The sequence below is a fragment of the Sphingopyxis sp. USTB-05 genome, assembly GCF_023822045.1.
Lineage (GTDB): Bacteria > Pseudomonadota > Alphaproteobacteria > Sphingomonadales > Sphingomonadaceae > Sphingopyxis.
In genome coordinates this window covers 3921423-3944192 of sequence record NZ_CP084712.1, presented here as the reverse complement: position 1 = coordinate 3944192, position 22770 = coordinate 3921423, and the positions used below count along the sequence as shown (strand labels likewise).

Here is a 22770-nt window from a genome sequence, read left to right as displayed (position 1 = left end):
GCCCGTGGCGGGGCCGTATCTTCGTCAGAAACGGAAGCCGAGCTCGACCCCGTAGGTGCGCGGCGCCTGTGCTGCGCCGAAGGTGAAGAGACCCGCGACCGGCAGGGTCGACGACAGGCCCTTGTGGTTGGTGAGGTTGCGGCCGAACAACGCCAGGCTGACTTCGCGATCGTCGCCAAGCAGGAAGGTGTAGCCGATCTGCGCCGACAGATTTTCGCGATCCTCGGTGAAGCAGCGATTGTCGTTGGTCACCGCGCCCGGGACGACCGGGCGGTTCGGCGCGATGCAGGTCACATATTTGCTCTGATACCGCAGCAGCGTCGACGCATCGAAGCGGCCCGAGCCGATTTCCTTCGAATAGTTGAGCCCCGCCGACCATTGATATTTGGGCGCGCGGCGCAGCGTCAGCGTCGACACATCGTCCGCAATGCCGTCGGCCGGGCTGCCGGGCGTCAGGCCGACGATGTCGTTGAAGAAATTCTTATATTTGGCATCAGTGTAACTGAACGAAGCGTTGAAGCTGAAAGAATCCGTCATCTGCGCGATGATTTCGGCTTCAAACCCCTTGATGTCGGCCGAAGAGGCATTGCGCACGACCGTTTCCTGCGGGCTCGACGAACCCGGGGGCGAGGGCTGCACCACCTCTTCCTGCTTATTGTCATATTTGGTGTAATAGAAGGCGAGGTTGGTGCGCAGCGTGCGGTCGAGCCAGTCGGCCTTGAGCCCGACCTCATAGGCGTCGACCGTTTCGGGCTGATACGGCCCGAGCGACGTCGGCGATGCCGCGCGGCCGTTGAACCCGCCCGAGCGGAACCCGCGTGAGAAGGACGCATAGACGAGCTTGCCGGGTTCGATCGTATATTCGGCGTTGGCGCGCCAGGTGAATTTGTCGAAGCTGTCGCTGCCGGAGCAGTTGTTTGCCGCGCTATAAACCGGGATCACCACGCCCGGCGCGGGGCTTGTCGTTCCGGTCACCGCGACGCACGACATGCCGTCAAAAGTCGGCAGCGTGATGCGGACGAGCGCGCCGATCCGACCATAGTTGTTGAAGATTTCCTTCTTGTCCTTGGTGTAGCGCGCGCCGAGCGAAATTTTGAACGCGTCGGTCAGGTTGATCTGCGCATCGGCAAAGCCGGCGTAGGATTTGGCGCTGTGATCGACATATTGGCGCAGCACCGCGGTCGAACCCTGACCGAGAACGACGCCGAAATTGGTCGACTGGTCTAGCGTGTACGAGCTGTCGAAATAATAGCCGCCGAGCAGGACGTTGACCGTATCGAAGTCGGCGAGCAGGCGCAGTTCCTGGCTGAACTGCTTGTATTTCTGTTGGCGCCGCGTGTCGAAGAAATTGGCTGAACTGCCGTCGAAATCCTGCGTCACGGACTCCCGGTTCTTGATGTATCCGGTGACCGACGACAACGTCAGATTGTCGCTGAGGTCGATGTCGATATTGCCCGTGATGCTGTCGACATTGTTGCGGACCGGGGTCTCGATATTCTGGAACGTCGTGTAGAGGCCATGCGCTGGCAACGACCAGCGGTTGCATTCTGCGGCGGGCGAAAAGCCGGGCGCGCCAGGGGCGGCGCAGATGACATCGCGGCCGGTTTCGGACAGCGCCGATGCGACGGTTTCGCCGCGTTCGCGCGTGTGCTGATAGGTGACCTGCGCGGTGATCGCGTCGCTCGGCGTGATCAGCGCGGTGACGCCGCCCGTCAGCGTTTCATATTTGCCCTCGCGGCGGTCCTTGGTGACATTGTGATAAAAGCCGTCGGTCTTATCGTAATAGCCGAACGCCTTGAGCGCGATGAAATCGCCGAGCTTGCCGGTGTTGACGACAAGGCGCGCGCGCTTGGTGTCGAAACGGCTGTAGGCGAACTGGCCGCGCACGCCGAAATCCTCGGTCGGGCGGGTGCGGATGACATTGATCACGCCGCCGATCGTATTGCGGCCGAACAGGGTGCCTTGCGGCCCGCGAAGGACTTCGAGCCGTTCGAGGTCGAAGCTGTCGAGAAGCTGGCCGGTGTTGGTCCCGATGAACACACCGTCGACAACGACGCCGACTGCGGGGTCGAAGCTTTTTTCGATATCCTCGAAGCTGATGCCGCGGATCGCGATGGCGGCGGCGCTTGGGCCCGCGCCGACCGAGTCGACGACGAGGCTGGGGACGCGGCCGGCGATATCGCGGATATCGTCGATCGTCGCCGATTCCAGCGCCTTTTCATCGAGCGCGGTCACCGCGATCGGAATCGACTGGATGCTTTCCTCGCGCTTCTGCGCGGTGACGACGATCTCGCGGATGGCACCGCCGCTGCTTTCTTCGACGGGGGCCTCCTGGGCCGCTGCCGGGGTGGCGATCGCCAGTGCGGCGAGCGATACGGTGGCGTAAACAGCAGGCAGCATTCGGGCATGCGTGATCATCGCGTTCCTCCCTCCTCGCGCCGGCGCATAGGCTCGCCGGTCACGTTGGAGGGGAAGGTCCGCTTAATACCCCGATTCAACAATCATCAAAAATATCAGGCATGCCGTGACGGATCATAACATATTGATTTTATTGGCGTTGTGTTGCCCCGCCGTCGACGAAAACCCCATGTCCGGACATGAATCGCGCGTCGTCGGAGGCCAGAAAGGCAGCGACGTCGGCGATATCTTCGGGCTGTCCGAGCCGGCCCAATGCGGCCTTGTCGATCCAGCGTTGTCTGAATTCGGGCATCGCGGCAAAGGCGGGCGCGGTCATCGGCGTGTCGATCGCGCCGGGCTGTATGCAATTGACCGTGATCCCGAACGCACCGACCTCGGCCGCGACCGATTTCGTCATGCCGAGCACCGCATGTTTCGACGCGCTATAGGCGGTCATCCCGGCCTCGCCAAAGCTCGACATCACCGATCCAATCAGGACGATCCGGCCATATGACGAACGCTTGAGCAGCGGCAATGCGTCGCGCATCAGGCGAAATACCGCGGTGACGTTGACCGCCATCATCGCGTCGAAAAATTCGTCGCCGGCCCCGTCGAGCATTTCCAAGCCGGTGATCCCCGCGCAGGCGACGACGATGTCGAGCCGCCCGAAACGCGCCTCGGCGTCGGCGACCAGTCGGGCGTTGGCGCCGGGCGCGGTGACATCGGCGACAATGTCGACCTCACCCGCGCGATCGGTGGTAAGCACCTGCGCGCCGTCGGCAGTCAGGCGTTTGGCGGTCGCGAGGCCGATGCCCGACCCGGCGCCGGTGACGAGCGCGGCGCGGCCGGCGAGACGGCCCGCCGTCACAGCGAACTGCCGCCGTCGATGCGAAACTCGGCGCCCGTCGCAAAGGCGGACTCGTCGGAGGCGAGATAAAGGACGATCGCCGAAATTTCCTCGGGCTTGCCGAGCCTTCCCACAGGATGCGTCGCGACCCAGCTATCGTAGAGCGCCTGTCCGTCGGCGACCTGCGCCATCACCTTGTCGAGGATCGGCGTATGGATCGCGCCCGGGTGCACCGAATTGCAGCGGATGCCATAGCCCTTGCGTGCATAATGCAGCGCGACCGACTTGGTCAGGTGCGTCACCGCTGCCTTGGCAGCGTTATAGGCGGCAAGGTCGCCCTGCGCGCGGACGCCGCACATCGACGACATGTTGACTACCGACCCGCCATGATCCTTCATCTTCGGGATTACGTGCTTGCAGCCCAGAAAGACGCCGTCGACGTCGACCGAAAATTCGTGACGAAAGGCTTCGAGCGTCAGATCCTCGATCGACCCGTGCGTCGTAATGCCCGCATTGTTGACAAGGATGTCGATGCGATCGCAGGTGCCGAGTGCGGCGAGCCACTCCGCCTCCTTCGATACGTCGAGCCGGACGAAGCGCTGCCCGAGTTCGGCGGCGAGTGCCTCGCCCGCAGCGACGTCGATATCGGCGATGACGACGCTTGCGCCCTCGGCGACGAAGCGGCGCACGATGTCGAGCCCCAGCCCCGAAGCGCCGCCGGTCACGAACGCGATCTTGCCTGAAACGCGGCCTTGCCCTGTCATCCTGTCCTCCCTCTTTTTGCCCCGGCACTATCATGCTGCGCCGAGGACGAGGGGACTATTTATTGCGCTAGGTGCGGTGGATGGCCGCTCGGGATCACATCATGGCGGGACAGGAGAAATGCCATGGCGGAAAGCTGGGACTATATCGTCGTTGGGGCCGGATCGGCGGGCTGCGTGCTTGCCGAGCAACTCAGCGCCGATCCAGAGGTTCGCGTGCTGCTGCTCGAAGCGGGCGGCAGCAACGACAGCCGCTGGGTCGCGATCCCCAAAGGCGTCGCAAAGCTCGTCACCAATCCCGACCATATCTGGGCCTATGGCGTGTCGCAGCCGCGCGGCGACGGCGGCGCGCCGGGCGAAGTGTGGATTCGGGGCAAGGGGCTTGGCGGATCGTCGGCGGTCAATGGCATGATCTGGAGCCGCGGCGAGCCCGCCGACTATGACGAATGGGAAAAACTCGGTTGCACCGGCTGGAACGGCGACGCGATGACCGACGCCTTCCGCAGCCTTGAGGATCACGGCCTCGGCGCGAGTGCGATGCGCGGTGCGGGCGGACCCGTCGGCGTCGCGCCCAAGATCCATAGCTATCCTCTCGCCGAAACGATGGTGCAGGCGGGAGTCGAGATGGGGCTGAGGCCTGTAGACGATCTCAACGCCGCGACATCGGACCGGGTCGGTTTCTATTCGCACAATGTCCGGCGCGGCCGGCGCGAGAGCGCGGCGACCACCTTTCTCGCGCGTGCGAAGAAACGGCCGAACCTGCACGTCGTCACATACGCCATGGCCGAGCGGCTGATCGTGGCGGGCGGGCGCGTCACGGGCGTCGAGGCAAAGGTCGCGGGACAGACCCAGCATTTCGATTGCGATGGCGAGGTGATCGTGTCGGGCGGCACGCTGGAGAGTCCCCTGCTGCTTCAGCGATCGGGCATCGGCCCCGCCGATGTACTGCGCGCCGCAGGAGTCGAGCCCGTCGTCGACGCCCCCGATGTCGGCGGGCGTATGCGCGAGCATCTCGGCTTTTCGATGCCGCACCGTCTGTCGCGCGACGTCGGCAGCAACCGTAGTTTTTTCGGGATCGGGCTGATGCGCGCGATGGCGCAATATATGCTGACGCGCGGCGGGATCATGGCGACCGGGCCGTTCGAGGTCGGTGCCTTTCTCAACTTGACGAGCCGCGACCTGCGGCCCGACCTGCAACTCTATCTCGGCGGTTACACTTTCGCGCTCGGTGACGACAAGCATCCGGTGCCGCTGAACAGCATCGACCGCAAGCCGGGGATGACCATCTATGGCCAGCTCCTTCGTCTGACGAGCGAGGGAAGTATATTGATCGCCGGCCCCGGCAGCGATGCGCCCGCCGACATCAAACCCAATTGGCTGTCGACGCGCGAGGATGAACGCACCGCGATCGCCGCGGTCCACGCGATGCGCCGCTATATGGCGCAGCCGGCCCTCGTCGGCCTCGTCGAACGCGAACTGCTGCCGGGCGCGGCGGTACAGAGCGATGCCGAGATTCTCGCGGCGTTCCGCCGCCTCGCCACATGCGGACTGCACGGGGTCGGGACCTGCCGGATGGGCAGCGACAATCGCGCGGTCACCGACGCGCGGCTGCGCGTCAATGGCGTGCGCGGGCTGCGCGTCGTCGACTGTTCGGTGATGCCGTCGCCGGTGACGGGGAACACCAATGCCCCCGCAATGGCGCTGGCGCTCCGCGCGGCTGGGCTGATCCGCGAGGACCGGCGACGGTTGAGGGCGGTGGCGTAACTTATGCGACGATGCCTGCTTGGGGGGTCGGGACCTGACGTCCATCTCCTCCACTTCCGTCATCCCGGGCTTGACCCGGGATCCCGCTTTTGAACGCGCCGGCAAGCTTCAAAAAAAGCGGGACGCCGGGTCAAGTCCGGGGTGACGAGGATAGAGGGGCCGCTCCCGGCCGATACCGGGCACCGCCGCTCACACGCGCTCGCGTTCCTTCAGCCAGCCGATCCCGCGGCGCAGCAGGTCGTAGAAGACCGGCAGGTCCCATGCACAGCGGTCGACCGTCGGCCACCAGTCCATCATCGGCTGCAGGTCGTAATGCCCACGGCAATGGCCGAGCGTGAGGTAAAGCACCGCGCCCGCGCCATGCTGCTTGATATAAAACACCGGATAGGTGCCGGGCGCATCCTCGGCCTCGACGAAGCCGGTGCCTGGCCCGCTGCATTCCGTATCGAGCAGGACGTGGAGCGCGCCATGCGTTTCGAGGTGATACAGTTCGTCGGTCGTCTCGAACGGCGCGATGCCTTCGACGAGCGGATGGTCGGGGTCGGCGACGCGGACGGTATAGGGTTCGATCGCGGGATGGCTGATGAACTGCGAGCCGAGGAGATCCATCATCAGCGGCGCCCAGCGCGGCGCGTCCCATACGCCCGTATCGAGCAGGCGCAGGATCGAGTTGGTGCCGTGCAGCGCGTACCAGCGCCCGCCCTTGGTCAGCCAGCGCTTCAGCGCCTCCTGCGCGGGCAGCGACGGGGTGACATCGCAGGTGTAGGTGATCAGGATATCGGCACCCTCGATCGCCTCGATATTCTCATAATTCTCGAACACGCGCGTCCGCACGCGCTGGTCTTCGGCGAGCAGTTTGAGCAGCTCGAGCCGCGCAAAGTCCATGTCGTGCCAGACGCCGCCGCAGATCAGCACGCAATCGATGCGGGGTGGATGCTCGCTCTCGCTCATCGCCGGTCCTCTCCTCCTGTTATCGGCGCAACATGCGTTCGCGGCGCGCCCGCGTCACCTTGCTGTATTGATAGGTTCACCGATGTAGCGAAACTGGCAAGAGGAACAGCGAGAGGAGAGGCGCGATGCAGCAGAGGCTCGGCGGCAAGGTCGCCCTGGTCACCGGCGGGACGAGCGGAATCGGTGCCGCGACGGTCGAGCGGTTGACGAACGAAGGTGCGAAGGTCGTGTTCACCGGCTCGAACGCCGAGGCGGCGGCCACGGTTGAGGACCGGACCGGTGCAATCTTCCGCGCCCACCGCGTCGAGGACGCAGCGGCTTGGGATGCGCTGATGGCCGAGATCGAGGCCGAATATGGCCGGCTCGACATCGCCTTCGCCAACGCCGGGACCGAGGCGGGCGATGCAAGCGTCGAGGATATCGGCATCGACGCATGGGACCATATCGTCGGGGTGAACCAGACGGGCGTCATGCTCACCGTCCAGCACGCGATCCGCGCGATGGCGAAGAACCCGCAAGGGCCCCAAGGTTCGATCATCGTCAATTCGTCGATGAACGCGCACCGCGCGATGGGCAATTACGTCGCCTATTCGGTGACCAAGGCGGCGGTCGTCGCGCTGGTCAAATCGGCGGCGATCCATTGCGCGGGGCAGGGATATGCGATTCGCGTCAACGCGGTGCTGCCCGGCGTCGTCGAAACCGACATGATCCGCGGCGTCATCGATCGCTCCCCCGATCCGGTCGCCGCGCGCGCGGCGTTCGAAGGGATGGCGCCGATGAAACGTATGGCGCAGCTCGGCGAGGTGAGCGCGCTCGTCGCCTTCCTCGCCTCTGACGAGGCGGCTTTTATCTCGGGCGCCGACTATGTGATCGACGGCGCGACGACCGCCGGTATGATGGGCGTGTAGGGCGCAGGCCCGTCACACCAAAGCGGAGCATATCGTGTCCTATCCTGCCCTGTTCACGCCCTTGCCGGTCGGCCGCCTTGCCTTGCGCAACCGCATCGTGATCGCGCCGATGTGCCAATATTCGGCGATCGACGGCTGCATGACCGACTGGCACCTCATTCATCTGGGCAATCTCGCGCTATCGGGGGCGGCGTTGCTGACGATCGAGGCGACGGCGGTGTTGCCCGAAGGGCGGATCAGCCACGCCGACGTCGGCCTATGGGACGACGCGACCGAGGCCGCGATGGCGCGCACCCTCGATTCCGTTCGCCGTTGGTCCGACATGCCGGTCGCGATCCAGCTTGGCCATGCCGGCCGCAAGGCGTCGACCGAAGTACCGTGGAAGGGCGGCGCACAACTGCCGCCGGGCGACCCGAACGGCTGGCCGACCGAGGCGCCGTCGGCGCTGGCCTTCGCCGAGGGGCAGGTCGCGCCGCACGAACTCGATCGCGCCGGCCTGGCCCGTGTTCGCGACGCTTTCGCCGCCGCCGCGGTGCGCGCGGCGCGTCTCGGCATCGACGCCGTCCAACTGCACGGTGCGCATGGCTATCTGCTGCATCAGTTTCTCTCGCCGCTCTCGAACCGGCGGACCGACGACTATGGCGGCAGCCTCGAAAACCGGATGCGTTTCCCGCTCGAGGTGTTCGACGCGGTGCGGCAGGCTTTTCCCGCGGACCGTCCGGTCACCGTCCGCGTGTCGGGGACCGACTGGGTCGACGGCGGCTGGACGATCGAACAGACGGTGGCGTTCGCGCAGGCGCTGGAAGCGCGCGGTTGCGCCGCGATCCATGTGTCGAGCGGCGGGCTAGATCCGCGGCAGGATATTCCGGTTGGACCCGGCTATCAGGTTCCCCTCGCGCGCGCGGTGAAGCAAGCGGTGGCCATGCCCGTCGTCGCGGTCGGACTGATCACCGATTATGATCAGGCGGAGGCGATCGTTGCGACGGGCGACGCCGATCTGGTGGCGCTGGCGCGCACGATCCTGTTCGACCCGCGCTGGCCCTGGCATGCCGCCGCGCATCTGGGGGCGCGCGTGACCGCGCCGCCGCAATATCTGCGGTCGCAACCGCACGGCTTTTCCGACCTGTTCGACATATAACTGCCGTCACACTGATCGCGGGCGAAATATTGGTGACCCCTACGGGAATCGAACCCGTGTTTCAGCCGTGAGAGGGCCGCGTCCTGACCGCTAGACGAAGGGGCCTTGTGGGTCGGAAATTTGCGGAAAAGGGGAGCCGACCGCTCCCGTGACCGATGGTGACCCCTACGGGAGGGGTCGGATGGGCTGGAAGCCCACGGTTTTCCGACATTTTACGCGACGTGAAACGACGCATGTGTACTCAGTAGGTGTACTCACGATTGCGAGCACGCTGCCGCGATAGCCGTTGGTGAGGTGATCTGTAAAGGCTGCTTTGCGCCTGATCCCGGTCATAGCCGGCCACGAGACCGATGCCTGAGAGCTGCCGTTCGGGTGCTTCAGAACTTACCGGCAGGAACGCGCCTGATCTAAGCCGTAGCCGGCCGCGAGGCGGCAGCCTGAAACCTGCCGTTCGCGAATGTCAGAGCAGGAAATCAGCAATGCGCCCGATTTCGTTCGTTCGACATGCTGACTACTCAACGCGAAACCAGCTCCTCATTCGTTGCAGCTTGCGCAAGAGGAGAAGGGCGTGAGTGCCAAAAAGCGCGCGACCTGAGTGTGCTTACAACAGCCCGAAGCGCCCCTCAGCCGGGTTGCGCGTAAACACTGTAAGGTTGAGGCCCTCGAGTTCGCTATCTGGCGGATGCTGATTTTCAATGATGATAACTTGGCTTTCAACGCCATGATGTGCCTTGAGGTAGCCATAGAAGCGCTCTTTCAGATCAGTACCTTGCAGCGCGGTATCCTCGTCCCCTTCGGGCTTGAAATAGGCAAGGAGCGGGGAGTCCAGAAGCAGAAAGCCCGGGTGCGGTAGTTCATGCTCCTGGCAATATTCGAGTAATGTGATCGAAACGGCGGCATGCGTAATTGCGCGCAGTCCCTTGCCGCGACTGCCTCTCGGTTTACCGTCGATGACGAAATCGCTCGCATCCTTGTCGTAATAGACGCGGCATTCGCCAGGAAAATTCCACGCTTTGAGGATTTGTTCGACCTTCAACGAGAACTGGTGTGCGACCACCTCCGAGAAACCAATCGCAACCTTAGCATTTGCGGCAGGCTCTGGCGCCACGTCATCGAGACTTGCGCGGCGCGCCTCGAGATGTCGATGGACGAAGTTATTATGTGCCACTGCCGTAGGAAGGTAAGTGATGCGGCAAATCTGAAATTCGTCGAAAAGCAGGTCGTCAAAAGGACCTACGGTTTCGATCACGAGGCTCATTTTCGATCGATGCTTATTCGCCTCGTTGGCATAGTGACGATTGAAGAAATTGGAAAAACGATAAACGTCGCGGTACATACCAAGTTTGTTGCGGAATTGAGCAACCTTAAGACCGTCCGCGACAGTCTTGCCCATACATATGTGAAGCAGGTTTCAGCGATTGATGCGCCTTCAACGACGAGAGCGCGATTCAATTCATTGTGGGACGGTCTGAAAGCGTATGACGACGCGTTGCGGCGGCTTTAGTTTCGTATAGTGGGGCCTCTCGGCCCCCATCCCAAAGGCCAGCGCCAGCAAAGCGCAAAACCGATGCCCCAGCCTCGATCATAGCGGGCGTTATATAAATCTCATTGGAGAAACCCGCCTGTGTCACTTCCGCTCTGCTTTCTCATGTATATAAATGCCCGACTTCGCCTATACCGCAGGCGCCGAGATATCGCCGCGCAAGGGCAGGCGGTTTTGGATCGCGAGCGACGACATTCCGGCGCGGGTCGGCAGGCGCAGCGTCACGCCGGAAACCTATAACGGCCTCGGCCTGGCAACCAGAATCGGGCCACTCGTTTTCGTGCTGACCCCCAGCGGCCGCGCGTTGCTTGTCGTGCAGGGTGCGAGCCTCAGCGCCGCGGGGAAGTCCCGGTCGGCGAAGTCGCTGCGCAAGAATGGCGGACTGCGGAAGGGGCAAGTTGCCGCCGAGACGATCGTCGCTTTTGTCGGCATCCGTCGCACCTCGCGCGCCGCCCGGGTCGACGTGCCTTCGATCATGCGCGAGGCGCAGGCTTCGTTGCCGGGGCTGATCGATCAGCAGCTGGGGAAGGGATGACGGTTGCGCGGCCGCGCGCGTTGCTGAGGCGGCGCGCTCCCTAGGGTTGGCGGTTTTGGCGCCCACGCCATATCCATTTGGCTGTGGCGACGGCTGCCCACGTGATCAGGTAAACGACAGCGCACAATAAAAAGCCGGCACCCACCCCGATCCACCATGCCTCCCAGCCCTGATAGGCGCTGTCATTTCCTTCGAGCCATATATTGGCCACTCGTTGACGTTTAATGTGCCGTCAGACCGGGGCGAATAGCCGATACCTATGTCCAGGTGGGGAAATTTCGGTCGAATTCTCTCACCGCATCGGGGATTTACCGAAATTAGTCCTGCTTTTCGAACGCAAACCATGGCGGCGTAGCGAAACCGCACGACATCTATCGCTTACCGCCCTGAACTCCTGAACAGCGCGGCCATGAAGGTGGCTTGGGCAGCGATACGGAGCGTCTGATTCGCTTCTTTGCGAAAACCATGGCCCTCGTCACCGAAAAGGATATATGGCGCATGAATTCCTCGCGCCCGCAATGCCGAGACGATTTGATCTGATTCCGATCGCGGGACCCGCGGATCATTGGCCCCTTGCATCACAAGCAATGGCTTCTGCATGCGCTCCACATTCGTGAGCGGAGAAATCGCCTTTAGAAATTTCCGCATTTCTACATCGCGCTCGTCGCCATATTCAGGCCGCCGGAGGGCCCGTCGATACTCCGCCGTACTCTCGAGAAATGTAATGAAATTGGATACGCCATAGGCATCGGCCCCTCCGGCAAGGCGATCCGGATAATGGATCAGGCTGGCAAGAGTGAGATAACCACCATAGGAACCGCCCGAGACGATGACGCGCTTCGGGTCCAAGTCGCGTTGGCTAGCGACCCACTCAAGCAATGCGCCGACATCGCGAACCGCGTCCTCGCGTTTCATTCCGTTGTCCAAGCTCATAAAGTGCTTGCCATAACCTGCGCTTCCCCGAACATTGGGCTGAATGACAGCCGCGCCGAGCGACCGAGCATAATATTGTAGGTCGCTCCTATAAACGGGCCTTGCCTGATCCTCCGGACCACCGTGGAAATCGATGATGACCGGTATTCGTACGTTCGCCTTGGCGGTCTCGGGACGATATAGAAACGCTGGAATTTGGAGACCGTCGAATGACCGGAAACGGATCAGCTTTGGTTCGATAAACCCATCCGTCAACGCGATTTCCGAGTCCGGTATTGTCCAGCGCTCGAGCTTTTGCCCTGCGAGCCTCAAGACCCACACATCGCCGGGCGACGTCGCCGTCGCAAGCCCGAAGGCGATCCGACTGCCGTCGGGAGAATAACGCAAGGTAGAGATAACGCCGCGGGGCAACTTCGGGCCAGGATGCACGCGACCGCTTGCAATATCGATCAGATAAAGCTCGGAATAGCCGTCGGCGTTGACAGTATAGGCTGCCGATCTCCCATCAGGCGCCAAGTCGAATAGCTCGACATTCCATCCGCTGCGCCGCGTAAGGTCGCGCTGCTTGCCGCTCCGCAGGTCAAGGCTGACCAGCCGCATCGCATCCGATCCCGCATCGCTGACATAGATTATCGATTGATCATCGGGAAAGAATTGGGGGTCGCGGAGCATCGCGCCTTGCTCGCCGGCGACCGGCGTTGTCGTTCCCGTGACCAGATCGACCAGTACCATCGAACGTTCGGTTGGCGCGATTTGGCGCGAAATTATGAGGCGATTGCCATCGTTCGAGAAAGCCACCGGAAAGGCCGAGCCCGCGTCCTTGTAGACGCGCTTTGGCAGGTCGGGCTTGGACGCATCGACAACAACCACCTCATGTTCGGCGGAACCGCGCGCGACGCTCGCCCAAGCTACGTGTCGTCGGTCGGGACTGACCGCCGTCAGAAGATTTCGCGTATCGGGCTCGCTGAGCCGCCGCGGGGCCGTACCAATTCCAGCGAGCAGGACTTCGTACCATTCGTCTCCCGCCGCATCGCGGATGTAGGCGAAACCACCGCCCGCCAGGGGAAAGCCGATAATAGGGGGATCAGCCGCGGTGGTAAGCTGCTGCCGCATTCCTTTGGGCGCGGCCAGGCGAAAAAGCTGGTTCGCCGCGCCGTCTCGCGCCTGGATGAGCAAGGAGCCATCCTCAAACCAATCGAGCAGACTGACGCCGCGAAGCGATTCATATGCGCGAGCGGCTTCGAGATCTGCCTCCTTAATCAGAGGCAGATGTTCCAGGCGCGCCGCGCCTACCTCTTGAATATCGCGCCCCGGCGACCTGGACTGCTGCGAACTGCCGAGTGCAGCAGCGGAGACTCCAAGCGCAAGCAGCATAGCGCCCAAACTGCGCAGGAATGGTGCCGCAATCATTGCTCCGCCGCCGCAGATATCAGATGAATGCGAAATATGAGCGCACTGTCAGGGGGAATCGGCCCCGCACCTTTTGCCCCATAGGCAAGCTCCGCCGGGATATAGACCATCCATTCATCGCCGGGGCGCATCAACCTCAGAGCGACTTGCCATCCCGGAATTACTTCACGCCCCTTAAATGTATCCGGGTCACCCCGCGCGAAAGAGGAGTCGAAAATTTCGCCGGAGGGCAAGCTGCCCTCATAATGAACGGTCAGATTGCCGGACAGTTTGGGATGGTCGCCATCCTGTGATCCCGATGCCAGAATCCTATATTGAATGCCTGGGAGCACGACGACGCCTTGCTCGCGGGCGTTACGATTAAGAAATGCGGTAGAGTTCGACTCTTTTGCAAACGCGAATGGCTGAGAAGTGCTCGCACAACCGATGGCGGCCAGCATCACGGCTGCCTTGGCCGAGCCGCTGAGGCGGCGGACCTTCTCGGCTCCGATCATGGGGCGTGACCCTTCTCGCTACGCCGAAGCTCGAGGCGCTGCAGCGACCTGCCATTTAATTGCACGACGGCATCGCCGGCGGGTACGTCCTTAGCAGTGACGATATCCTCAGTCATGATGCCGCCCGCCGTTTGCGTCGATACGAGAAGCAACAGGTCGCGATATTTGAAGATGCTGACGAGCGTGTCGCCGAAAAGGCGCGCAGGGAGGCGAACATCCGGACCTTCGGGCACCGCACCTTCGTCGATGTAAAGATCGTCGGCGCCCGTTCCGCGACAAAGCTTGTAGTCCTTGACCCCCTTTACTACGCCAGCCTCACGATAAGTCGTCACAAAAGGCGTGCAGGTCGCGTCCTGCGTCGGCCAAGGCCCGATGTCCCGACTGATCGTTATGGGCGGAGCGCCCCCCCGTTCGGGGAAGTTGATGAGCGTCCCCTCCCAATGCCCCGACCAGTCGGGCACGGCCGGCGAAGCTGCCGCCAACAATAGCGCGGTGATCACATCGCCACCCTGAAACCGGCATAGAACAGCCGACCCACGCTATCGAACTGGGCACCGCCGAAGCCAGCACCGTATATGCTGAAGGGTGGTTTTTTGTCGGCAAGATTGTCGACGCCGAGATAGAAGCTGCGTCCCTCGCCAAAATCAAAGCCAAGCCGAAGGTCGTGATAGTTGTAGGAGCCGGTCTTCACCCAACCCGGTGCACGGCGATTGACATTTAAGGGTGCCGCGCCGTTCACACTTTCAAAGAAGGCAACGTCATCATTCTTGTAATATACGCTCGAGAAATACCGGGCTCGATGGGTTAATTCCACCGGCCCCAGCGTTAGCGTCGTTGCCAAAGTTGCTTGAAACCGGGGCGAACTCGGGGTTTCGACGATTTGCGTGCGGAAGTCGGGAAGAGCCGGTGAGCGATAGTCGTCACGCTTGATCACATAACTTGCGAGGCCACGAAACGAAATACCTGCATCGCTCGATAATGGCATCCGATAGCTCAAGTCAGCATCGATGCCCGAGGCCGTCAACCGCGTCAGATTGATCGGATATTGCGTGACGCGCGTAATGTTGAACCCCGCGTCGCGCTCGACGAGCGGGCAAAAGGGATTGTCGAGGGTCGGCGCGTCCACGCATTGCGACGGCACGCGGAATGGGCTGATCGTCGTGCTATTCACGCCCGCAATCGCTCCCTTGAGTTCAATGTTGTAATAATCGACCGACAGGCTGAAACGCGGGATGAAGCTTGGCTGCAGGACCGCACCAAAGCTGTAGGTGGTACCCCGCTCGACATCGAGATCGGGGTTCCCGCTCGTGACGGTAGCGATTGTGATCGGAATGGTCGGCGTCTGAAAATTCGTGGGGATGCCGAGGGCCGCACAATTGGCGCGCCGAGTAGATGTACCCTGCGCAATGAAACGCGCATCACAAGGATCGGTGATCTGCGTCGTCCCGGTCAGCGTGGGTTGAAACAGCTCCGTGACATTGGGCGCGCGCACGGCTCGCTGATAGGATCCGCGAAGCGTCACATCGCGCACCGGCTGATATAAGGCGCTCACACCCCAGGATGTCGTGGTTCCGACCCTCGACAAATTATAATCGCTGAGGCGCCCCGAAACACCTAATTCGAGCCGCCTGGCAAAAGGAAGGTCAGCCAAAACGGGAATTTTGAGCTCGCCGTAAGCCTCGACCACTTCGACCGAACCTGCGACACCGGCCCCGCCCGACTGTGTCCGACCGAGCGTGTCACGGGGATCAGGTGTATAGCGGGTCGATTCCCGGCGAAACTCGGCGCCAACGACAAACCCAATCGCGCCGCCCGGCAAAGTTAGAAATCCCCCCGTGTCACCAGCGAGAAAGCCCCCGGCAAGATGTTGCTGCAATCTGCCCCGAGACGTGGTTGTAATCGCCAGATAATCGCGCGCTGCCGGGGTGACGGCGCCATTTCCAAAGAAATTGGCGGGCGCACAGCCGGCAATATCAGGGTTTGTGCTCGTGGGCGCATTCAGGCGGGACCGGCAAACAATCGCACCGACGGTGCCAAGCACGCCAGCCGTGTCGATGACCGCATCCGCGGCCAAGGTCGTGCGCGGGATGATGACATTGTTGAAGAAATTGGTCTCGACGTTCGTCCGACCGTAGCTGTAGGAAAGTTCGTAGCGCAAATGGTCGCTAAGCTCACCCTTCGCCCCAATGACGCCGCGATAGGTCTCGCGCGTATCGCGCTCACCAAAGGTTCCGACGTCGGTAAGAGCTCGGACGGCGACAAAATCCGGTCCAGCCGCCGTCGGGCCATAAGCGTTGAGCACGCCCAACGCCTGCGATGAAAGATAGGGATTGGTTTTCGAAAAGACGAACTGCTGGATGAGCGGTCCGCTAAATGCGGATGAGCGCTGCCAGATAACATCAGCTTGCCCGAACAGGGTGATCGCGTCCGTGACGCCGAAATGCGCAAGCAAAGTCCCCGAGAAGCGCTCATTGTCCGGGAGCAAGGAGCCGGCTTCAATCGGACCATAGCCATCGCCGCCGTCGCTGATGCCGAGATTGGGATAGCTTGCGGTCCCGGTGTTTGCTGGCGCGAGGGTACCGTTTGGCTGAAAGCGATAGAAGGGTGGACCATAAGGTAGCGTTCCACCGTTGGAATAGGACAAAAAGCGGATATCATTGATCGGGATGGTCAAAGGTTGACCAGCCTGGGCGGCCAGCGGATTCTGGATAAAGTCCGACTGACCATTGGAAAATTCGCGATCCGTGTATCGCAATCCGTCGCGCTGCGCATATTCGAGCGCGATTGCCACATTCGCTCTGTCGCTTGCGAAGTTATGCCCGGCGACGAGGCCAATCGTCCGAGCGCCTGCGTCGCCTCGATCGCTGATCCCCGCTTGCCCATGGAGCGACAGCCCCTCATAATCTTGCTTCAGAACGAAATTAACGACCCCTGCGATTGCATCGGCGCCATAGACGCTCGACGCGCCGCCGGTCAGAATATCGACGCGGTCGATCAACTCCGCGGGGATCGTGTTGGTGTCAGGCTGCGAGATTTGCTGCGTGCTCGAGACCAGCCGACGACCATTTTGGAGAACCAGCGTTCGCGTTGGCCCGAGGCCGCGCAAGTCGAGAAGGTTGATCCCGACTTGTCCTGGCGCTTGCGTGCCTAGCGCTGTCGATGCCGCCTGAGTGCCCGAAGTCCGGAACTGAGGCAGAAGGCTCAGCTGGTCCCCGATCGAAATGCTACCGCTACGCGTGACAACCGAATCGCCTCGAAGCTGCGCCACCGGCGCGGCGGTTACCGATCCTGCTCCCTGTATCCGCGATCCCGTCACGATAATTTCCGCTTCGGGCTCGGCGGCGGAGAATTCCGCCGCCGAGCCTTGTGGGACACGGCGCAACACGATGACCCGGCCATTATCCGAAACAATCTCAAGACCGCTGCCCCGCAGCAGTTCGGCTAACGCAACCCTTATGTCGCGCGAGCCGCGGATGCTCGGGGTCACCACCCCCACCAGCGTATCCGCCGGGGCGACGATCTGGATGCGGGCCTGGCGCGCGAACTCGGGGATGGCGGTTGTCGCAGACTGCGAGCGAATGTTGAAATCCCGCTCCTGCGCGGCGGCGGGCGCCGCGACCGCGAGTGCTGAAATTGCTGCGCCTGCCAGAAAAGCTGTTTGATATTTCGCCATATGCCCCCCCCCAATTTGCGGGCCAAGTCACGACCCATTCATCTCTCGATGCATGGCGCAGAAGCTTCCGCCATATCTTCACTCGATGATGATCGAATTTTCCTTCTCGCGAGCGCGTACGCCAAGCGACAATGCGGCCGCGCGAGCGAAGCCGCGCGGATCGTCGGCTGCGAACCAGCCGGAAAGCGTCCGCGAACCGACTGCTTTATCGGCGATCACAATAGGCGGACCGCCATAGCGGGCAAATTTTTCAGCCGCCTCGGTCAAGGTGTCGCCATCGAGCGCAATCATGTGCGAACGCCAGGCGAGTTCGCGATTCACGTCCTCTGTCGTCAATTTCGCTACGCTCGTCGCCGCCTCGTCATCTGCCTTCGCTGTCATATTGGCTGTCAGTATATGGGTTATCCGCCCTTTCCGGTCGCGGATGGCAACACGCCCTTCGCGGACCGTTACAACAGCCTCCCCGCTCCTGTCGCGCGTCACGCTAAAGCTTGTTCCGACCGCAATCGCATCGATCGGCCCGGCGTGAACGACGAACGGACGCTCGCGATCCTTCGCCACGTCAAAAAGTGCCGTGCCTTCAAGCAGCTCAACATCACGGCGCGAACGCTGAAACCGCACTACAAGATTACTCTTGGTATCAAGCGTTGCACGTGAACCGTCAGACAAGACGGCCATGCGGATTTCGCCGCGCTGCGTCGCAATCGTTTCAGCGCCGGGCAATGCTGCCCAGCCAATCAGCAGCGCGATGCATGCTACAACAGCTACTCTCGGCCACCGTTCTGCACGGATCGACGGCCATCGCCAAAAATACTTCCTCGCGTCCCACCCCAAGGAGTCAGGTTGCCGCAATGCCCGAGACCGATCGGCAAGCGCCATCACGGCTTGCGCACGCGCGAATGCCCCGCGCCGGCGAGAATCACTGGTCAGCCAGGCGTCGAGCGCCGCACTCTCGTTTTCCGACAGCGGCCCACGATCGAGCTTGGCAACCCAGCCGATTGCGGCGGCCTCAATCGCCGAACTGGTCTCGCGGGGTTCCATCATTATCTTTCCTGTTTACTTTTCGCGCCTTAGATGCATCGGGCCTTTGTTTTCCGCCACGTCCGAGTATGTCGGACAGAACGCGGATGGCTTTCCCTATCTGCTTTTCGACGGTATTCTCCGAGATACCGAGCGCGCTTGCAGTGTCACGCTGGGACAGACCATCGATCTTTCGCAGCCGAAAAACCTCCGCGCAGCGTGGCGGGAGCTGTGCGACGGCGTCCGCCAGCTGATGCAACTCTTGTCGGCCCGCCACAATGTCTTCCGGGCTGGGCTGATCGTCAGGCCGGTCGAGAAGTGCGACGTCAGCCACGCTATGGATAGGGACAATTCGTGCCCGCCGGAGTTGCTGCAAAATGATTGAGCGTGCGATTTCGAACAAATAGGCTTGCGGCCGACGAATATGATCAACGGTCGCAAGATCGAAGATTGCCGCGTAACTTTCTTGCACAATGTCGTCGATATTTATGGCGCTGGCCGAATATTTGGCCAGCCAACCGCGCAAGGCTCGCTCATGTGGGAGCACATGCCGCGATATCCATATAGCCCGGTCGGTGGGGACCAAGTCGGTCATGGCCGAAACAATCGCCGCTGCGCCGGCTCGAGGTTGGCGCGCACGCGGCGATCATCATCGAAAATCATCGTCGACGGAGCCAATCCGGCAAACGGCGGCCAATGCGGGAGGCCTGGACCATTGGGATTTCCTGTCCGAGCAAACCGGGCCCAGCAGCTGGCCATCACGCGCGACAAACGGCGTGCGCGATCGCCGCCGCCAGTCGCCTGGTCGCACAGGTCAGTGTTGGCAAAGACAAACGGCACGTCGGCGCCGTGATAGGCCCTCGGTCGACCGTCGAACAACTCGGTTTTCCAATCAAAACGATACATCCAGGTCGGCGCTTGGCCGGCCGCCTCGCGAAGCCTTGCCATGCGTTCGCTGCCCATCTGGAAATGTCGTCCAGACAAGATCGCTGCGATTTCGACCGGCGGGGCTGCCGGGTTGTCCGCGCGGGCAGCGGCGATGGCGCCGTCCGTACGGCGGCCAAGCTCAGCAGACAGATTCTTTGCGAGCTGCTCCCAGTCCATCGCTTCATTTTCGGGCGCGTCGACGCTTCGCGGAAATTCATGATGTGTGCGGCCAATCATCAACGGTACACTCCTCGATGAGACAGGCGCCTTCTCGCCAAAGGGGTGGTCCGGCAGGCTCGGCACACCCGCCAACGGCTGCCAATACCAAGCGGGGGGATGAAAATCCGCCGGTCGACCGGCGCTGCGCTGGACGCCCGCTGAGGCCTTGCCAGCGGCCTCAAGCAAGCGAGATACTGGCATAGCGCGCAACTCGGAAACATTCGCTTCAGGCGCCCCCAGAGCGTCAAGCCAGGCTTTCGTAAGCGCGGCGGCGCTGACCCGGTCATGGACAAAGGGCCGCGCGCCGCTTTGAATGATCGCTTTGTGAAACAAGCCGTTTGCCGCAGGCATTGCAAGCAGGACACTGGTCTTGAAACCGCCGCCCGAGTGGCCGAAGATCGTCACATTATCGGAGTCCCCGCCGAAACTTGCAATATGATCCCGTACCCAGCGGAGCGCGGCAATGATGTCCAACATGCCGACGTTCCCCGAATCCTCGTCTCCGCCAGCAACCTGCGACAAATCGGCATAGCCGAGTACGCCCACCCGATGATTCAGACTGATGACAACGACGTCTTGCTCGCGCGCGAGATTTTCCCCGTTCGTCGCAAGGAAATGCTGGCTCGATCCGCCGCCGAATCCTTGGGCATGCAGCCAAACCATCACGGGCTTTGGTCGATCACCCGAAGCGGGCGCCCAAATGTTGAGCCGCAGGCAATCGTCGCCCGCCAGCGTTACAGGTCCGCGCTGAAGGAGGAATGGCCATTCACTCGCGCTCTCATCGCCTTGACGGTCTTCACTTGGGCAGATCGGCCCATAATTATACGCATTCCGTATTCCAGCCCAAGGCGCGAGAAGGGGCGCAGGAGAAAACCTGTGTGCCGAGGTAAGGGGTCCAGCATAGGGGAGGCCGAGGAAGATCCGGACACCACCCTTGCGGACACCGCGCACTCTACCGCTAGGTGTGTCGCATATAATCCCCGTCTCCACGCGATCCTTGGCCGATTTCTGGTCGGTTCCGGTTGTCGCAACTGCAATCGAACTATCGAGCAAGGGAAAGGCAGAACCAAATATACCGGCCCGCAGGACATTTCGTCGCGCGATCATCAAGGATGTCCCCTCAGCTAAAGCTACATCTTGTATCGATGCATGAGGAGACGGCTTCCGTAATGCCTATCCGGGATTTCAATCGAGCGCGCGCTTCTATGTAGCGCCAATTTCGATCTCTGGCCCTACAACAGACTTAATGGCGGAAAACCTCTCCGCAGTCATCATGAGGGTATGCACAGCCTATTTCCTCGCCGATGGCCCATCACCCTTTCGCTCATCCTCCTTTTCATCCCCGGAAACGCCTCCGGCGAGGAAGGGCAACCTCCACGGCCGTTGACCGACCCCTTGCTGGTCAAAAGTCAGTCGCTCTCCCGGCCGCTGGTTCCATCCGTCGAGGAACTCTTCGCGGCCAAGGATGCGTTTGGAGCGATTTGGATAGATGACGGCGAGACGATCCTCGCGACAGCTAATCTTGATGGGCCATTTAACCTTTGGACGCTTGACCGCGCTGGCGACAGACCCCGATCGGCCTCTCGCTCGCCTGATCGACAATTGAACCCCATAGCGCTGCCGGATCGGAAGCGGATCGTGTATGAGACTGACAGCGGCGGCCGCGAAATGTATGACCTGATCCTGCTCGATCTCGAGACCGGGGCAGAGCGCAACGTGACTGCAAGCCCCGACACATCTGAAATCGGCGCGGTCGGTTCTTATGACGGTCGCCTTCTGGCGTTCAGCAGCCGCGAGGCGAATGCCTCGAACTTTGACCTTGCGGTCTTGGACATCGCGACAGGTAAGCGCCGGACACTCATTGCAGAAGATGCACCCGGCTATCGTTGGGCGCCGGTAGAGTTCACGCCCGATGGTAAGGCGCTGCTCGCCAATCGTCTCAATGTGCAGCAGACTGACGGCGCGATGATCCTCGTCCCGCTCGACGGGTCGGCGCCCCACCCCCTCGGACCAAGCGGCGAGGGCGTCTATGCGATTGCCTCGGATCTTTCCGACGAAGGCGACCGCATCGCCTTCTTTGCCAGCAGTCCCGGCGAGAACAGACGCAGCGGCCTGCTTTCGCTAGACACCGGCGCGATCCGTTGGCTGCGCTCCAGCCCGTGGCCGCAGAGCGGCGGCTGGTTCGTCCCCGGGCGGCCGGATATCGCGTTTGAGGAAAATGCATCGGGACGCAGCGGCATCTTTCTCTATGACGCCAGGCGTGGCGAGAGCGAATCGCTGCTGCTGCCCGAAGGAATGAACCGCTTCGCGTCCTCCGGCCAGTCCCCCTTCACCGCCGATGGCGCAACCCTGCTTTTCCGGCATCAAGCTGGTCATCAGCCGAATGATTTCTGGACATACTCCATGGCTTCGAAAACCGCGGCCAAGATCACCGAACTCAGCCCGGCGGCGCTGGACGGCGACCGGCTGCCGCGTACCGAATTGGTGCATTATCCCAGCAAGGACGGACTGGTCATCAGCGCCTTTGTATGGATTCCGCCCAATCTCGCGCGCGATGGTACAGCCCCGGCGGTTGTTATGGCCCATGGCGGCCCGACGGCGCAGATCTCGGATTTTTTCAACCGCGACGCAGTCGCTCTGGCGAGCCGCGGCTTCGTCGTCATCGCACCAAATTTTCGGGGCTCGACCGGTTATGGCATGGATTTTCAGCTCGCCAATGTAGGTGATCTGGGCGGCAGCGATCTCGACGATTTGGTTGCCGGCGTCAATTTTCTTTTGGCGACCGGTTATGTCGACCGTCGCCGCGTTGGCATCATGGGAGGATCCTATGGCGGTTATCTGACCGTCATGGGGCTGGCGCGCCATCCCGAAGTCTTTGCTTCTGGAGTTGATCTCTTCGGCATCCTCAACTGGCAGACCCTGCTGGCCAGCACCGAGCCGGTATTGCAGGCCTATGTCCGCAATCTGCTCGGCGATCCGGTAGTAAACGCTGAACAATATGAGCGTTCCAGCCCATCCACCTATATCGATCGGATCGAGGCGCCGCTGCTGATCCTGCAGGGCGAAAATGACATTCGAACCCCGAAGAGCGAAGCGACGGCACTGCAAGCCCGACTGCTAGAACGAGGGCGGACGGTCGAGGCAGTTTATTATCCCGAAGAAGGCCACGGCTTTTCGCGCCGCGAAAACCAAATGGATTCTCTCACGCGCGTGGTCGCCTGGTTCGAGCGGACGCTGAGAGAGCGATAAC

At 61.8% G+C, this 22770-nt stretch carries 17 protein-coding genes and 1 tRNA gene; 5 read left to right on the top strand and 13 right to left on the bottom strand.

Annotated features, from left to right (window positions below; genetic code table 11):
* Positions 1–24: 24 nt before the first annotated feature.
* The 3 genes from KEC45_RS18210 to KEC45_RS18200 form a co-directional block, all read right to left on the bottom strand.
* Positions 25–2418, bottom strand: coding sequence for a TonB-dependent receptor (locus KEC45_RS18210; RefSeq protein WP_062186557.1), 2394 nt, complete (start codon positions 2416–2418; stop codon positions 25–27).
* A gap of 130 nt (positions 2419–2548) precedes the next feature.
* Complete coding sequence (locus KEC45_RS18205) at positions 2549–3265, bottom strand: SDR family NAD(P)-dependent oxidoreductase (RefSeq protein ID WP_062186559.1); 717 nt, start codon at positions 3263–3265, stop codon at positions 2549–2551.
* Positions 3262–4008, bottom strand: a complete 747-nt coding sequence (locus KEC45_RS18200) for a glucose 1-dehydrogenase (RefSeq protein ID WP_062186561.1) — start codon at positions 4006–4008, stop codon at positions 3262–3264. The genes KEC45_RS18205 and KEC45_RS18200 overlap by 4 nt, the downstream gene beginning before the upstream one ends.
* 123 nt (positions 4009–4131) lie before the next feature.
* On the opposite strand from KEC45_RS18200, the gene KEC45_RS18195 reads away from it, so the two are divergent.
* Entirely contained in the window at positions 4132–5769 is a 1638-nt protein-coding gene (locus KEC45_RS18195; protein WP_252171225.1) for a GMC family oxidoreductase, read from the top strand.
* 189 nt (positions 5770–5958) lie between these two features.
* Here the strand turns inward: KEC45_RS18195 and KEC45_RS18190 are convergent, their stop codons facing one another.
* Complete coding sequence (locus KEC45_RS18190) at positions 5959–6720, bottom strand: ThuA domain-containing protein (protein WP_062186564.1); 762 nt, start codon at positions 6718–6720, stop codon at positions 5959–5961.
* Between the two features lie 125 nt (positions 6721–6845).
* Here KEC45_RS18190 and KEC45_RS18185 point away from each other — a divergent pair, with 125 nt between their 5' ends.
* Both KEC45_RS18185 and KEC45_RS18180 read left to right on the top strand, forming a co-directional pair.
* The gene (locus tag KEC45_RS18185) at positions 6846–7628 is read left to right on the top strand and encodes an SDR family NAD(P)-dependent oxidoreductase (RefSeq protein WP_062186566.1); all 783 of its coding nucleotides are present in this window, start codon (positions 6846–6848) and stop codon (positions 7626–7628) included.
* A 34-nt stretch (positions 7629–7662) separates the two neighbouring features.
* The gene (locus KEC45_RS18180; protein ID WP_062186568.1) at positions 7663–8766 is read left to right on the top strand and encodes an NADH:flavin oxidoreductase/NADH oxidase; all 1104 of its coding nucleotides are present in this window, start codon (positions 7663–7665) and stop codon (positions 8764–8766) included.
* Positions 8767–8796: 30 nt separating this feature from the next.
* Here KEC45_RS18180 and KEC45_RS18175 read toward each other — a convergent pair.
* Together KEC45_RS18175 and KEC45_RS18170 are read right to left on the bottom strand one after the other, a co-directional pair.
* Positions 8797–8871: transfer RNA gene (locus KEC45_RS18175), tRNA-Glu, on the bottom strand.
* Positions 8872–9367: 496 nt separating this feature from the next.
* On the bottom strand, positions 9368–10159 hold the full coding sequence (locus KEC45_RS18170; RefSeq protein ID WP_242774018.1) for a hypothetical protein: 792 nt from the start codon (positions 10157–10159) through the stop codon (positions 9368–9370).
* A 265-nt stretch (positions 10160–10424) separates the two neighbouring features.
* Here KEC45_RS18170 and KEC45_RS18165 point away from each other — a divergent pair, with 265 nt between their 5' ends.
* Entirely contained in the window at positions 10425–10844 is a 420-nt protein-coding gene (locus tag KEC45_RS18165; protein ID WP_242774035.1) for a hypothetical protein, read from the top strand.
* A 378-nt stretch (positions 10845–11222) separates the two neighbouring features.
* Here the strand turns inward: KEC45_RS18165 and KEC45_RS18160 are convergent, their stop codons facing one another.
* The 7 genes from KEC45_RS18160 to KEC45_RS18130 form a co-directional block, all read right to left on the bottom strand.
* A complete protein-coding gene (locus tag KEC45_RS18160; protein ID WP_252171224.1) occupies positions 11223–13187 on the bottom strand; it encodes a S9 family peptidase in 1965 nt (654 codons plus the stop codon).
* Positions 13184–13681 (bottom strand): FKBP-type peptidyl-prolyl cis-trans isomerase, encoded by a 498-nt coding sequence (locus tag KEC45_RS18155; RefSeq protein ID WP_242774040.1) that lies wholly within the window; start codon positions 13679–13681, stop codon positions 13184–13186. Before KEC45_RS18155 ends, KEC45_RS18160 begins: the two co-directional genes overlap by 4 nt.
* Positions 13678–14181, bottom strand: a complete 504-nt coding sequence (locus KEC45_RS18150) for a hypothetical protein (RefSeq protein ID WP_242774043.1) — start codon at positions 14179–14181, stop codon at positions 13678–13680. The genes KEC45_RS18155 and KEC45_RS18150 overlap by 4 nt, the downstream gene beginning before the upstream one ends.
* Positions 14178–17354, bottom strand: coding sequence for a TonB-dependent receptor (locus KEC45_RS18145; RefSeq protein WP_242774058.1), 3177 nt, complete (start codon positions 17352–17354; stop codon positions 14178–14180). The genes KEC45_RS18150 and KEC45_RS18145 overlap by 4 nt, the downstream gene beginning before the upstream one ends.
* A 78-nt stretch (positions 17355–17432) precedes the next feature.
* Entirely contained in the window at positions 17433–18398 is a 966-nt protein-coding gene (locus KEC45_RS18140; protein WP_242774071.1) for a FecR domain-containing protein, read from the bottom strand.
* Positions 18364–18900 (bottom strand): RNA polymerase sigma factor, encoded by a 537-nt coding sequence (locus KEC45_RS18135; protein WP_252171223.1) that lies wholly within the window; start codon positions 18898–18900, stop codon positions 18364–18366. The genes KEC45_RS18140 and KEC45_RS18135 overlap by 35 nt, the downstream gene beginning before the upstream one ends.
* Positions 18901–18965: 65 nt before the next feature.
* Positions 18966–20627 carry a carboxylesterase/lipase family protein gene (locus tag KEC45_RS18130; RefSeq protein ID WP_242780668.1) on the bottom strand — a complete coding sequence of 554 codons (1662 nt, stop codon included), beginning with the start codon at positions 20625–20627 and terminating at the stop codon, positions 18966–18968.
* A gap of 276 nt (positions 20628–20903) precedes the next feature.
* On the opposite strand from KEC45_RS18130, the gene KEC45_RS18125 reads away from it, so the two are divergent.
* Positions 20904–22769 (top strand): S9 family peptidase, encoded by a 1866-nt coding sequence (locus tag KEC45_RS18125; protein WP_242774076.1) that lies wholly within the window; start codon positions 20904–20906, stop codon positions 22767–22769.
* Position 22770 lies beyond the last annotated feature (1 nt).

Coding starts and splice junctions, on each gene's coding strand:
- KEC45_RS18210 (WP_062186557.1), bottom strand. CDS start 2,418: ATGATCACGCATGCCCGAATGCTGCCTGCTGTTTACGCCACCGTATCG.
- KEC45_RS18155 (WP_242774040.1), bottom strand. CDS start 13,681: ATGATCGGAGCCGAGAAGGTCCGCCGCCTCAGCGGCTCGGCCAAGGCA.
- KEC45_RS18160 (WP_252171224.1), bottom strand. CDS start 13,187: ATGATTGCGGCACCATTCCTGCGCAGTTTGGGCGCTATGCTGCTTGCG.
- KEC45_RS18140 (WP_242774071.1), bottom strand. CDS start 18,398: ATGATGGAACCCCGCGAGACCAGTTCGGCGATTGAGGCCGCCGCAATC.
- KEC45_RS18190 (WP_062186564.1), bottom strand. CDS start 6,720: ATGAGCGAGAGCGAGCATCCACCCCGCATCGATTGCGTGCTGATCTGC.
- KEC45_RS18185 (WP_062186566.1), top strand. CDS start 6,846: ATGCAGCAGAGGCTCGGCGGCAAGGTCGCCCTGGTCACCGGCGGGACG.
- KEC45_RS18145 (WP_242774058.1), bottom strand. CDS start 17,354: ATGGCGAAATATCAAACAGCTTTTCTGGCAGGCGCAGCAATTTCAGCA.
- KEC45_RS18130 (WP_242780668.1), bottom strand. CDS start 20,627: ATGATCGCGCGACGAAATGTCCTGCGGGCCGGTATATTTGGTTCTGCC.
- KEC45_RS18165 (WP_242774035.1), top strand. CDS start 10,425: ATGCCCGACTTCGCCTATACCGCAGGCGCCGAGATATCGCCGCGCAAG.
- KEC45_RS18170 (WP_242774018.1), bottom strand. CDS start 10,159: ATGGGCAAGACTGTCGCGGACGGTCTTAAGGTTGCTCAATTCCGCAAC.
- KEC45_RS18200 (WP_062186561.1), bottom strand. CDS start 4,008: ATGACAGGGCAAGGCCGCGTTTCAGGCAAGATCGCGTTCGTGACCGGC.
- KEC45_RS18195 (WP_252171225.1), top strand. CDS start 4,132: ATGGCGGAAAGCTGGGACTATATCGTCGTTGGGGCCGGATCGGCGGGC.